This is a genomic window from Acrocarpospora macrocephala (assembly GCF_009687865.1).
Classification (GTDB): domain Bacteria; phylum Actinomycetota; class Actinomycetes; order Streptosporangiales; family Streptosporangiaceae; genus Acrocarpospora; species Acrocarpospora macrocephala.
The window spans coordinates 199181-211544 of record NZ_BLAE01000006.1; the positions used below are offsets into that span (position 1 = coordinate 199181).

9 protein-coding genes are annotated in these 12364 nt (G+C 67.5%); 5 read left to right on the plus strand and 4 right to left on the minus strand.

The genetic code is table 11. The features are described 5' to 3' along the window. Positions 1-98: 98 nt before the first annotated feature. The gene (locus Amac_RS05585; RefSeq protein ID WP_155353293.1) at positions 99-1340 is read right to left on the minus strand and encodes an FxsB family cyclophane-forming radical SAM/SPASM peptide maturase; all 1242 of its coding nucleotides are present in this window, start codon (positions 1338-1340) and stop codon (positions 99-101) included. Between the two features lie 191 nt (positions 1341-1531). Here Amac_RS05585 and Amac_RS05590 point away from each other — a divergent pair, with 191 nt between their 5' ends. Further along, positions 1532-2839, plus strand: a complete 1308-nt coding sequence (locus tag Amac_RS05590; RefSeq protein ID WP_155353229.1) for a sensor histidine kinase — start codon at positions 1532-1534, stop codon at positions 2837-2839. Here Amac_RS05590 and Amac_RS05595 read toward each other — a convergent pair. Next, complete coding sequence (locus Amac_RS05595) at positions 2836-4383, minus strand: TRAP transporter substrate-binding protein (RefSeq protein WP_170322335.1); 1548 nt, start codon at positions 4381-4383, stop codon at positions 2836-2838. The genes Amac_RS05590 and Amac_RS05595 overlap by 4 nt on opposite strands. Before the next feature lie 126 nt (positions 4384-4509). Between Amac_RS05595 and Amac_RS05600 the strand changes: the two genes are divergently transcribed. The 3 genes from Amac_RS05600 (at position 4510) to Amac_RS05610 (ending at position 7793) form a co-directional block, all read left to right on the plus strand. Next, the gene (locus Amac_RS05600) at positions 4510-6000 is read left to right on the plus strand and encodes a sensor histidine kinase (RefSeq protein ID WP_155353231.1); all 1491 of its coding nucleotides are present in this window, start codon (positions 4510-4512) and stop codon (positions 5998-6000) included. Beyond that, positions 5997-6641, plus strand: a complete 645-nt coding sequence (locus Amac_RS05605) for a response regulator transcription factor (protein ID WP_155353232.1) — start codon at positions 5997-5999, stop codon at positions 6639-6641. Before Amac_RS05600 ends, Amac_RS05605 begins: the two co-directional genes overlap by 4 nt. 393 nt (positions 6642-7034) lie before the next feature. Further along, positions 7035-7793 (plus strand): SAM-dependent methyltransferase, encoded by a 759-nt coding sequence (locus tag Amac_RS05610; protein WP_218040887.1) that lies wholly within the window; start codon positions 7035-7037, stop codon positions 7791-7793. 417 nt (positions 7794-8210) lie between these two features. Here the strand turns inward: Amac_RS05610 and Amac_RS05615 are convergent, their stop codons facing one another. After that, complete coding sequence (locus Amac_RS05615) at positions 8211-9152, minus strand: phosphotransferase family protein (protein WP_155353234.1); 942 nt, start codon at positions 9150-9152, stop codon at positions 8211-8213. A gap of 159 nt (positions 9153-9311) precedes the next feature. Then, the gene (locus Amac_RS05620; RefSeq protein ID WP_155353235.1) at positions 9312-9671 is read right to left on the minus strand and encodes a hypothetical protein; all 360 of its coding nucleotides are present in this window, start codon (positions 9669-9671) and stop codon (positions 9312-9314) included. Between the two features lie 2342 nt (positions 9672-12013). Here Amac_RS05620 and Amac_RS05625 point away from each other — a divergent pair. After that, positions 12014-12352, plus strand: coding sequence for a hypothetical protein (locus tag Amac_RS05625; RefSeq protein ID WP_218040888.1), 339 nt, complete (start codon positions 12014-12016; stop codon positions 12350-12352). The last annotated feature ends 12 nt before the right edge of the window (positions 12353-12364 follow it).

The following is a 12364-nucleotide window of genomic DNA, read 5'->3' on the forward strand; positions in this document are numbered from 1 at the left end:
GCTCCACTGGACAGCGCGCAACTCACCAACGACTGCTTCCCCGCCGCCTCCCGTAGCCAGGGAATTGATCGTTTCCTCGGAAATACGATGAACCCTTGTCATCGATCGCTCCGGGTCATGGCAACGTCATGGGCGACGCGCCGGCGAATATGATCGATGAGCTGATAGAGGTCAAGGCAGTACACCGAAGGGTTGTCGAACGCGGTGGCGTCGCTGTAACGATGCGCGTGGAGCCCGCCGCCGCAGACGGCATGGATTTCACAGCCTCGGCATACGGACGAGAGCCCGTCGGCCCCGAGTTGCCTGACCATTATCCCGGGATGGCGAGCCACCGCGTCGAAGGAGTCCCGCAGCACATTCATTCCGGTGTCCCCGGCGCCTTCGTACGTGGACTTCAGAATATCGGACAATTCAATGCTGCCATCGGTTTCCACGACGACCATACGCGCGGGCGAAAGCCCCACCGCCTCGGTACGCGAAGGGAAGCCCATCAGTAGCCGGATGATCTCGGAGAAGAGGCGCACGTCGGTCTCGACGCGAGTCGAGCCGTACCAGCGATCGAAAACGGCTATCAGCCATTCCGCGTACGGCGTCCGCATCGACTCCGGATCACGGAACGGTGGCGGGGTGGACCAGTTACCGTGCGGCAGCAGAAAATCGACGGCGGGGGGATCGAACTCGAGCAGGGCCTCGTAGGTCGCGATCGGGTCATTGCGAATGTCGATGGTGCACAGGATGCCGTTGAACAGATGGTGGTACTGCCCGGTGGTCAATCTGCGCAAGGCGGCGGTCACCTGCTCATGGGAGCCTTTGCCGTTGGAGAACACCCGGTGCCTGTCCTGCGCCGCCTGGTAACCGTCCAGGCTGACCCCCACGCGGACCCCCAGACCGGCCAGGAGGCGTAGGTAGCTCTCGCTCAGCAGAACACCATTGGTCTGGATGATCACATGGACCTGAGTGCCGACGTCGACCGCACGTCTGATCGTCTTCACGGCGAGCGCGATGAGCTCGGGTCCGGCCAGCAATGGCTCTCCCCCGTGAAGGATCACCTCCAGCTCGGCGACGTCATGAATTCGCGCGTGCTCGCCGATACGCTGGGCGATCGCGTCGATGACCGTGGGCGCCATGCTGATCGGCTGAGCCCGCCATGATTGGTCGGCCATCTCGTACATATAGCAATAGTGGCAAGATAGGTTGCACCTGCTATTGATCTTCAATATGAATTGCCGGAAGGCGAGCGGTTTCCGATGACCTTCGCCGATGTTATCCAACGCCCCCAGGAGTACCGGCTCCCGTGTCCCATCCCGTGCACGATTTTCCAACACGCCCCTCGCCCCCATCACGATCAAGCGCTTTGTCACACTATGCACCCTCTATCTGGCCCGAATTCCCGCCAAGAGTCAAGATCTATTGACATAATGGGAGGGCCATGTCCGAAATACCACGCCCGAAACGGCGTGATTCCCGGGAAACCATGGCAATGCACTCAAGACTGGTTGGCCGGGCCGGGCTGGAGTGTCAGCATGCCTTCATGGGCGTGCTCGACCTTCTGATCGGCGTGGCCTTCGGAGTGTCGGCGCTGGCGGCCGGGGGTCCGGCTGCTGAGCGGTTGCTCTTCTGCGCGGTGGCCGTCGCCTGGACGGCGGGGACGGTGTTCCCGCCGCTCGGGCTGCTCCATCAGGGCGCTCTGCTGATCGCGCTCGCGAGCTTTCCCTCGGGCCGGCCTCGAGGGGTCGCGGGGTGGGCAGTCGCCGTGTCGGCCGTACCGATGAGTCTGCTGTGGCCGCCCGGCGTCATTCCGCTGTGCGCCATGGCCGCTCTGGCGGGCGGGCTGTTCCCCAGGCTGGCCGCCACCGGGATCGGCCTGTTCCTCGGAGCGCAATGGGCCCTCGTGCGATTCCAGGTCGAGAACTTCGATCTCGCCGCCGCGCTGGCGGCCTACGACGTGCTCCTTCTCCTGGTGGCCACGGTGTTCCCGCTCGCGGCGCGCGCGACGGTCGCCGCCCGGCGGCGCCTGGCCGACCGGTTGCTGGCCGAGCAGCCCATCGGGCTCGACGAGCTCGCGACAGCGCTCGGGCACGAGCTCGGCGACCCTGGCCTGCGCATCCACCTCGTCCCCGGCGAAAACGTCGCCTCTGTAAAATACACGGGGAGCGACCCGGCCACCGCCGACGCGGTGGCCACCGTCGTCCGGCTCGCGACGGCCCGGCTGCGACTCCAGGACGAGCGCCAGGCCTTACTCCGCGATCTGGAAGCGTCCCGCGCCCGGCTGGTGGCGACGGCGGACCGCGAACGCGCCAGGATCGCGGCGGAGGCGAGGGCCGGCGTCGGCGATCCGCTGCTCGCGGCCCGGGGTGATCTGCGCGCGGTCCGGGCCCGTACGACCGACCCCGAGGCGGCGGGGATGCTCGATCTGGTCGACCGGGAACTGGACGCCGCCACCCGCGAGATCTCCGAACTCATCGGCGGCCTCCCGCGGTTGGGCGGCGGCCTGATCGAGCGGGCGCTGAAGACGGTGACCGCGACCTCCCCGGTCCCCGTCACCCTGTCCGTCCGCGCGAGCGGCACCTCGGAGGCCGAGAGCGCCCTCTACTACGTCTGCAGCGAGTCTCTCGCCAACGCCGTCAAGCACGCCTCCGCCAGCATTGTCACGATCACGCTCGCCCGTACACCAGAGGGACTTGTCGCCACAATCGCCGATGACGGGCAAGGCGGCGCGGACCCGGCGGGTTCTGGACTGCAGGGCCTGGCCGACCGCCTGGCCGCACGCGGCGGACGGCTCCGGGTGGACAGCCGACCCGGAGCCGGAACCGTGGTCACCGCGACCCTGCCCGGCTAGGCGATCTTCTTCCACGGCAGCATCACGTAGCTCTGCATGCCGCCGACCGGTCCGTCGACGGCGAACGTCAGCTGCCCGTCCGCGAGCTTCCACGTCAACCGGTACGGATCGCCGGGCCCGCAGTGGTCGGCAAGCTGCGACGATACAGGCAGCTTGCACCCCGTTAGTTTGGCCAAGAGGTCAGGATTCGGGACGAAGTAGACGGTGTCCCCGGAACCCCGCAGGTCACCCACTTCCAGCGGCATCGTGGAGTCCGAGGTGCCGCAGTCGTCGCCCGGGTCCGCGACCGGGCGGCAGCTCCCCTGGTACGTCCCGCCTTCGACCTTCAACGTCCACGTCCCGGCTGGGTGCGAATCGGCGACGTCGCCGCCGAATTGCGCGACGTCCTGCTTGGTGATCCGTACCCGGTAAGTCCCCTCGGGCAGCGCGGCCGCCGTCGTGGGGATCGCGCCGATCTCCCCCTCGCTGGCCACGCCGGTACGGCAGTTGGCGGGCACGTCCACAAGCTCCACCTGCGGATGCCTGGCGGCGATCGCCTGGATCTCCGTGAGGATCTCGGCGCCGGAGGGGTCGGCGGCGAGCCGGTCGAGGACCGGGCGTGTCCTGGTCCGAAGCTCCGCCACCTGCGCGGGCGACGCGTCGCGGAACCGGACCCCCCTCGCGCACAGGGCCTTCGCCGGTGTGCTCTCGTCGTAGGTCTGCGAGACCGACGCCTGAACGGCCGCGCTCGCGGCGGCCCTTATCCAGCCCTGCTGCTCCTCGGTTAGCCCGTCGAATCTCTTCTTCCCGATCGCCAGGACGAACACCTTCGGCCAGAGCACCACATTGGCCGTGACGTTGCCGGCTTCGAGCGCGAAACCGTTGTGCCAGTACTGGGGGATGTCGAGTTCCGCGCCACGCAGGTTGCCCGAGCGGATCTGGTCGATGAAGGCGATGCTGAGGTTCGCCGGCACGGCGCCCAGCGCCGTCACGGTCTCGGCCTGCACCGCCGAGTTGAACGTACGGAAAGTCTGGTCCTTCCAGTCCGCGGGCCCGAGCAACGGCCCGTCGGCAGCGAAGGGTCGGCGCAGCGGCCCCACCGCGAGCCCGAGGCCGAGGACGCCGGTGCCCTCCAGCTTGCCGAGCAGCCGCGCGGCGACAGGAGCGGTGACCAGTTCCTTCGCGGCGGCGTAGCTGGTCACCGTCAGCGGGGCCTCCACCGCCTCCAGGCCGGGGACGCCCGCCTTGGCGAAGGCACGGGTCGCGGGCCAGCCGCCGTCGACCTCGCCGGAGATGATCGCCCGGACAATGCCCGACTCGGCCTCCGCCGACCCGCCGCCGTACTCCCGTACGAGCTCGACTTTGATGCGCCCGCCGGAGAGATCCGCGAGCTTGGCGACGAACACCTCAGGCCCGTACGACTGCCCGTTGGCGTTGGGAACCCCGTCGATCGTGGCGAGCCTCAACTCGATGACCCCGCTGCCCGTCCTGTCCACGGTCTGCGCGCACCCAGCCAACGCCAGCACCGCCAGCGCGCAACCCATCTTTCTTAGCCTCGTGGTCATGTCGACCCCTCTCTGATCGTCTCGAACGCTAAAGACGGGGGCGTACGCCGACGACCGTGGTGCCTCACCACGATCCTGCGGAAAACACGGTTCGCGGAGAAGCCGTCCAGGCGCACAATTCCAGACATGACAGGCGTGGTGGTGGCGGCTGTGCTGGTCGCCTGCTGCGGGGCGTGGACGGTGCGAGGGCTGCGACCGCATACCGCCGCCGGGCTGCTCGTGGCGGCCGCCGCCGTCGCGCTCCCCACGCTGGGCGGGGTGGGCTCCCTGCCTCCCTGGCTGCGCGCGGCGGCCCTGGCCGCGGAACCGCTCGTGGTCGCGGGTCTGGCGCTGACCCGGCCACGTGGTGCCCGCGCCGCCAGAAGGACCCGACGTGGTGGGCGCGGATACTGGCCGCGTGACGTCCGCGCGGCCTTCCCGCGCGGCACGCGCTCGGCGGTCGCGCTCGCCTCGGCCGCCGCGGCCGTCCACCTCGTGGGATATGAGCCGTTCGACGATCCGAACTGCCCGCGGACGTGCGACCCGCTCGGCCTCGCGTTCCTCGACACCAGGACCACCGTACTGATCGTCACCGGGCTCCTCGCCGCCGCGACCGTCGCGATGGCCAGCGCACCGATGTCGACCGCGGTCGCCGCCGCGGCGGTGGTCGCGGCCGGGTGGGGGGTTCGCTGGGCCTGGTGGGAGGGGTTCGCCTGGCCGGACGTGCTGATCGCGGTCGGACCGCTGGCCGTCGCGGGCGCCAGCGGCGCAGTCTGGGCCTCGGGCCTCGCCACCCTCCGGACGCGCCGCGCCCTCGAACGTCTCGCCGTACAGCTGGCCACCGGCACGGCCGGGCCGATCAGGGCCGTCCACTTCGCCGTACCCGGCACGACGAGGTGGATCGACGCGAGTGGCTGGGACGCCGAACCGCCCGAGGGCACCCGCACGGTCGCCGCCGGGCCCGGGCTCCGGCTGCTGGTCTCCCGCCACGCCGACCCCGGCGACGTCCTCGCCGGGCTCACCCCCGCTATCGAGTGGGGCCTGCGGAACGCCCGGCTCGCGGCGCTCGCCCACGTCCACATCGCCGACGTACGCGCGTCCCAGCGACGGGTCGTCGCCGCGGCCGATGCGGAACGGCGGCGCATCGAGCGCGACCTCCACGACGGCGCGCAGCAGCGCCTGGTCAGCGCCGCGTTCCAGCTGCGGCTGGCCAGGGCGCGCGTGGGCCAGGACGCCGACCAGGTGGCCGCGATCGAGGACGCCGTCCACAAGGCACTCGCCTCGCTCCGGACGCTCAGCCACGGGCTGTTCCCTCGCGTCCTGGCCGACGAGGGCCTCGCCGCGGCGCTCGACGATCTGGTCGCGGCATCCGGCGTACGGGCGAGCCTCGACGTCCGGCTCAACCGCGTCCCCGACCAGGACACGGCGATGGCGATCTACGCCGCCGTCGCCCGGGCCCTCGACCATCCCGCGCGTACGGCCGATATCGTCGTCTCCGACGACCCGCTCACGGCCAGAATCGAGACCGATGCCGTCTGGCGCACCGATCTCACCGAGATCGCCGACCGGGTGGGCGCCGTCGGCGGGCATCACCGGCTCAGCCAGGAGGGAACGGTGCTCACCGTGGTGATCCCATGAGAGTCGTGGTCGCCGACGACGTCATGCTGATCCGCTCAGGCCTGTCGCGGCTGCTCACCGACGCCGGAGTGGAGGTGGTCGGCGAGGCCGCGAACACAGACGAACTCCTGCGCATCGTCGCCCTGGAACGGCCTGACGTGGCCATCGTCGACATCCGCATGCCGCCCACCCAGACCGACGAGGGTCTGGTCGCCGTACATCGAATCCGGCAGGGGTTCCCCGAGACGGCCGTGGTGCTGCTAAGCCAGTACCTCGAACCCCGCTACGCGCGCCGCCTGCTCGCCGAACAGCCAGCCGGGCTCGGCTACCTGCTCAAAGAGCGGGTCTCCGACATCGCCATCCTCATCGACGCGCTCCACCGGGTCCTGGAACACGAGTGCGTCCTGGACCCCACCATCGTCAACCGCCTGATGCGCGCCACAGGCCCGGGCACCCCACTCAACCAACTCACCCCACGCGAACGCGAAATCCTCGGCCTGATGGCCGAAGGTCGCTCGAACACCGGAATCTCCACCCGCCTGGGCCTCAGCGAACGCACGGTGGAAGCCCTCTGCTCCCAGGTGTTCCGCAAACTCAGACTCGAACCCTCAGCCGACGTCAACCGCCGCGTACTCGCCGTACTCACCCTGCTACGCACTTAGAACGCCCGTCCACGGGGCTGACGAACTGGCGGTGAGTCCGGTGCCGCGCTGTGGGGGGTGGGCCGTCGACGGCCGACTGTTCGACGTGAGCGGGTTGCCGATCGCAATGGCCACCCCGCCCGGATGCGTCACCCCTGTCTGGCGCTGACCACGGTTATGGCGGGGTAGCCGTCACTGTCACGCCCGACGGAACCGGGCATCGTCGACCGAAGAACTGGCCCGAAGCGATCATCTTGTGGTGATGGGGAGTCAGGTGGTGTGCTGGGGGTCAGGTCCATCAAGTACTGACGGAACTGGCCACCGCGCTTGGTGAACCCGGACGGTGGCCACGCACGACCTTCTTGGCATTACCGCTTTGACCAGCCCCGCCGTACTCGTTTCTTGGGAGTTCCCGTGGATCGGTTCGACGACGGAATTCCGCATGCCGCCCGGATCTGGAACTACTGGATGGGCGGCACCGACAACTACGCAGCCGACCGCGCGGCCGGAAAGGCCGTCGCCGACGTTTACCCGGACATCGTGACCATGGCTCTGGAGTCCCGCCAGTTCCTCATCCGGGTGGTACGGTTCCTCGCCGCCGAAGCCGGAATCCGGCAATTCTTGGACATCGGTACGGGATTACCCACCATGTCCAACACCCACGAAGTCGCCCAGGAGATTGCCCCCGAATCCCGGATCGTGTACGTCGACAACGATCCCCTGGTCATCGAACAAAGCCGCGCCCTGCTCGGAGACAACTCTGGATCAGTCACCTACTTGGAGGCCGACTACCACGACCCCGAGGCCATCATCGGCGCCTCCGGGCTCGACCTCACCCGCCCGGTCGCCGTCATGTTCATGGGCGTGCTCGGCTACGTCGGCGACTTCACCGTCCTACGCTCCATCGTCTCGCGCACCATGGCGCCCATGCCCTCCGGCAGCCATCTCGTGCTCTGGGACGGCACCAACACCAGCACCGAAGTCAACGATGGTGGCGCCGCCCTCATCGAGGCCGGCGCGGCCCCCTACCACTTGCGCAGCCCCGCGCAGCTGGCCCGCTGCTTCGAGGGCCTCGACCTCGTCCCACCCGGCCTCACCGAGATCACCCGGTGGGGTACCGACCCCTCTGCTCCGTCCCTCGACACCCACGGCGGCGTGGGCCGCAAACCGTAGACGCCCGGCCGAGAAAGCGGGCCTGCCCTTGAAGTCCTGCGCGTGCTTGCCAAGCGTGATCCCGAGGCGGGGGATCCGGAACTTCCGCAGGAACGGAGTCCGTGAAGCGGCGATCACGGTGTCAACCCGGTGTGGTCTACACAGGCGGGCAACCAGTTCCGGAGATCCGTACCCTGCCCGTACGTGGTGCGGACGTGCTGACGTGATTCCAGCCCTACCGATCCCCGCTCGCGACGCGCCGCCTGGCGGCATCCTTGTCGGCTGCAGCCTGTCTGATGTTGGGCAAACTGGCGCGTTGCCGCTGCCGCGAGCCCCGGAAATCAGGGTTGCCGCTACTGTCCGATGGATGGCAAACCCCACGAGCGACCTCCCGGAGGAGGAGGCTTCCGACTTACATCTTCCTGGCCAGCAAGGCAATCACTGGAGCAGCCTGGCACGGGTCCACGCAAGCGCGGCCTGGGCGGCGCGCGCCTGGTAGGCGCGCAGGTTCGGAACGCCGGGCGGCGAAGGCTGCCTGCTCATACGCGTCCAGTAGCCAGCGTAGGCGGCAGCGTAACTGGTGACCACTTCGGCGGGCAGCTCCTCCCACGCGGGCACCCCGATGAGGGTTTTCTCCGCAGCGCGAGGTTCGTGCCCGGCCATGATCATGTGGGGGATCAGGTCCACGACATCCTGCCAGGGCGCCCCGATCGACGGCTGTGCCCAGTCGATGACCATGAGCGCGCCGTCCTCGTCGCGGATGAGCAAGTTGTCCGGGCGGATGTCGCCGTGGACGAGCGACGGCCCCGCCGCGCGAGGCACCCACGCGCGTTCTAGTTCGGCCAGCAGTGGCAGCCGATCACGCTCCCACGGGCCGAGTCCGGCGACGAGCCTGTCCCCGGCACCGGCACGGAGCAGTTCGCCCCAGCCGTGCAACTGGCCGCCGCGGGCGATCGGCGCGAGCGGGGCATCGACAGGGCTCGGCGTCAGGGTCGCGGCCAGGCTCGCGACCTCGGCGACCGCGACCGGCACGTCCGGCGAGTCCGGCGACAGGTCGGGGTACCGGCCGGCGATGTCGTCGAAGACGAGCACCACCCAGCCGTCTAGGTCGCCGGTCCAGCGCAGTTGGGGCGCAGGCGTGGTGTGTGGGAGTCGCGCGGCGACGGCCGCCTCGGCGCGGTACTTCGGCGCCAGGTCGTGGTCGGCGGGGACGGCCTTGACGAACGCGCGGCCCTGGACGGCGGCCAGGCGGACGGCGACACCGGGGGTGAATCCCCCCGACTGCACCTCTGCCGTGCTGACGTGGCCGAGGCGACGGACAAGGGCGTCGCGCAGGCCCTGGGGCAGGTCATTCCAGGACGGGCGAACAGCAGGGGACATCGTGGAGCCTTCGTGATCGGACGGCGGATGGGCATGGCCAAGCACCGGGCGGGATCAGGCTGCTGCGGCCCTTTCCCGTCCGGCGCTGGTAGCTCGCCGATCACAGGTCATGCGTGGACGCTACCGCAGGCCCCGCCCGGCGCGGGGTGGAACGCGCGGTCATGTCATGTGGTGGAGATAGGCGTCGAGGTCGAGGCGCAGGTCGTCCATGGTGTCGGGGGTCACCCGGTGGGCGACTGTGATGACTACCTCCAGGGCGTGGGCGAGGGAATCGCACGTGGGCACGGAGGGCGCGTCCATCAGCGTGGTGAGGTCGCTCAGGCAGGCACGGCCCAGCGACGAGGCACCGATCTCGGTGTCCAGGTGGTACCAACCGTAAGCCGCCCGGCTCGGTTGCAGGGCCGTGCGAATCAGGGACCGGACGGCCGTGACGAGCATGTGGTACTCGGCGTACGCCATCATGCGCTGCTGGTGTGCCAGCCGTTTGCGCAGCATGCTCGCCAGCACGAGCGCCTCCACGACTAACTCGCGACAGCTCGGGGCCACGGCCAGGCGGTCGCGGACGAACGCCTCGACAGCCGGGTCAGGCGGCTCCGGCTCGGCGTCCGGGTTGGTGTAGACGAGGACACCGCGGGTCAGTCCCGCGATGGCGGGGATACGGTCGGCGGGCGCTAGGTACAGGTCGAGCTACTGCAGGTGGCCCTGGTGCTCCACCAGGTGGACACTGCCGAGCCCGCCCATGGCGGGCACGATCCTGTCGGGCCAGCCGGGCAGGATCGCGCCCAGCTCGACGCGGATGACGGCGCCTTCTTGAATTACTCCATCGGACGCGAACGATGCCGCTGAGCCGCTGGAAGCCGTTTCTTTTTCGCTCCATCCATTCGCTCGAAGAGCTCATTTCGCCACTCGACCACAGACGTATCCTCATGTCCAATTAGTGGCGCTCCCGCAAAATACCTTACACCATCTTGAATAATCCCTATCAGTCGAGCGGGACCAACACGATATATCCCTCCCAGCTGCGGCGCTCCACCCGACTTTGAATCCTTTCCACTGGCCACCGATTCATGGAATGCGGAATATACCGCTCGGCTAGTACTTCCATCGGGGCTCTGACTCCAGAGCGCATCGGCGTCTCTAACCGAGGCGTGCCCACTTCCCGCTATGTGCAGAAACGACGACACAGCGGGAACGACAGGGGTAGTGGTTGACCATTTGCGGCTCGGCGCGTTATATGAGACTATTTCCAGCCGAAAAACGCTATCCATACCGACACCACACCTATAGCCATGGAGGACTCCGAAGTTACTCCGCCGACCCATCGGATAGTCGGAAGCCAATCGCCTCAATGCTTCCTGAACGCTATTTCCCCACCCACCGGGACCCTCGCGCAATAATCCGCGATCAATCCGGTCAACAATGTTCGGGATCGCCAAAGCGGGGAAGAGTACATCACCATAGTATCCAAAAAGATGGGGTTCATTCGAACAGGCAAAAACCTTTCTTCCTTGATCCCATCTGTCTGTCTCACCCCACGAAATTCTGCTATCGCTAACAATGTAAAGCGACGAAATAGCCCGCGAGTCAACGCCAACCCATGCGGCGATTGAGGTCACACGTTCCTCCGGTTGCAGATCGAGCGCATCTCCGGGATCCTAGGCAAGCCGTAGTCTTCACAGAGGACTCAGCACCCCAGGTAGCCATCACGGCAGGGTACTCGGGGACGCAACTCCTGGGTCCGCCACTCCATGGCGGGGGCGAGGTGTCGGTGCGGGCGCTTGCGTCCGCACTCCCAGGTCCTCCGAGCCAAACGCCACAGCCAACACGGCTCCATGACTTCACCTGAAGCGGCGAGGTACGCGGGAATCCGACGGGTAAGCGACGACCAGTCATTTGGGCGTTAGATGGCATCATCCACAGCCCGCGCTTGTCACCCCGTCCCGCTGAGCTGTGATGAGTGAGGCCCATCAACCGCGCAGGCCGTGTCCTCGCCTACGCGCGCCGGCCCGTAGTGCGCCCAGGAAACACCGGCCCCGGATGGCGATCACATGGAGGAGCGTCTATGTCCGCAGCGACCTGGAGAAACGCGACCAAGATCATCCCGGAAATATCCCGTGATCAACGACATGGAGTCGCTCACGACGGCCCACGGCTGCACACCCGGGAAATGAGCACCGGTCCCCCTGGCGCCCATACCACCAGGTCAAGCCACGTTTTCCAAGCTAAGCGGAGAGCGTGGGATTCGAACCCACGAGGAACGTCACCGCCCCTAGCGGTTTTCAAGACCACTAAGCATCGTGCCAGTACCTAGCCTCTGACCTGCATCAAAAGTCAAGCTGAGCACGATTCCTAGTAAGATCATCCCGCACATATCCCGCACGACACCCGCCTAGATCTGGTTGTTGTCCCGATGCGCTCTTGGGCGGTTGCTGTCAGCAAACCCATTAGCAAGATCGCCATGCTGACCATGTCAACACGGTACCGAGGCCCGACGAAGGAGGGACGCGGCCTTAATCGCCCCGACCCTATACAACGCGCACCGAAGTGAGCGATCGTTGCGGCCCTGGCCACCCGATGCCTTCGAGTGGAAGCCAGCGCAGATGGCGGTCATGCCATGGGACCGGAAGAGAAGGGACGTACCGCACTTCCTTGAAGATGTCCCAAGACGTCCCTAGTCGCGGTGTAGGGGGACCATAGGGCTGTACGAGGCTCAACGACGTATCGCCAAAGACGTCGGGAGTCGATATGCACCCCCTATGCAGTAACCCTCCGATCGCGTGTGCGCACCTGGTCAGCACGGGACTGGTCGCCAACGCGGTGGCGGCGTCGGCTGTTGCCATAGCGATGGGAAACGAGGGTGCGTGATGGAGCTGCCTGCGGCGGTACCACGGATCCTGGGAACCCAGATGAGCTCGGCGGCGACTGAGCAAGGCTCGACCTTGGAGATGGCCCAGCAGCAGTACGTGCACTTGGTGCGGCTGGCGTGGGATCTGCACACGCTGGGGGTGAGTCCGGCTGTTGAGCTTGGGCCTGAGCGGGTGCCCGCGGTGCGGATCTCGCGGGCGCGTGGCCCGATACGGGTGATGGCGTGGTTGACGGATGGAGCATGGGTTTTCACCTGGGGCCGCAGCCGGGATCAGCGTATCGAGGTGTTCGACACCAGGGCGGCGGCGCGGATCGCAAGGGTGGCAGAGGAATGACCGAGCTGTTCC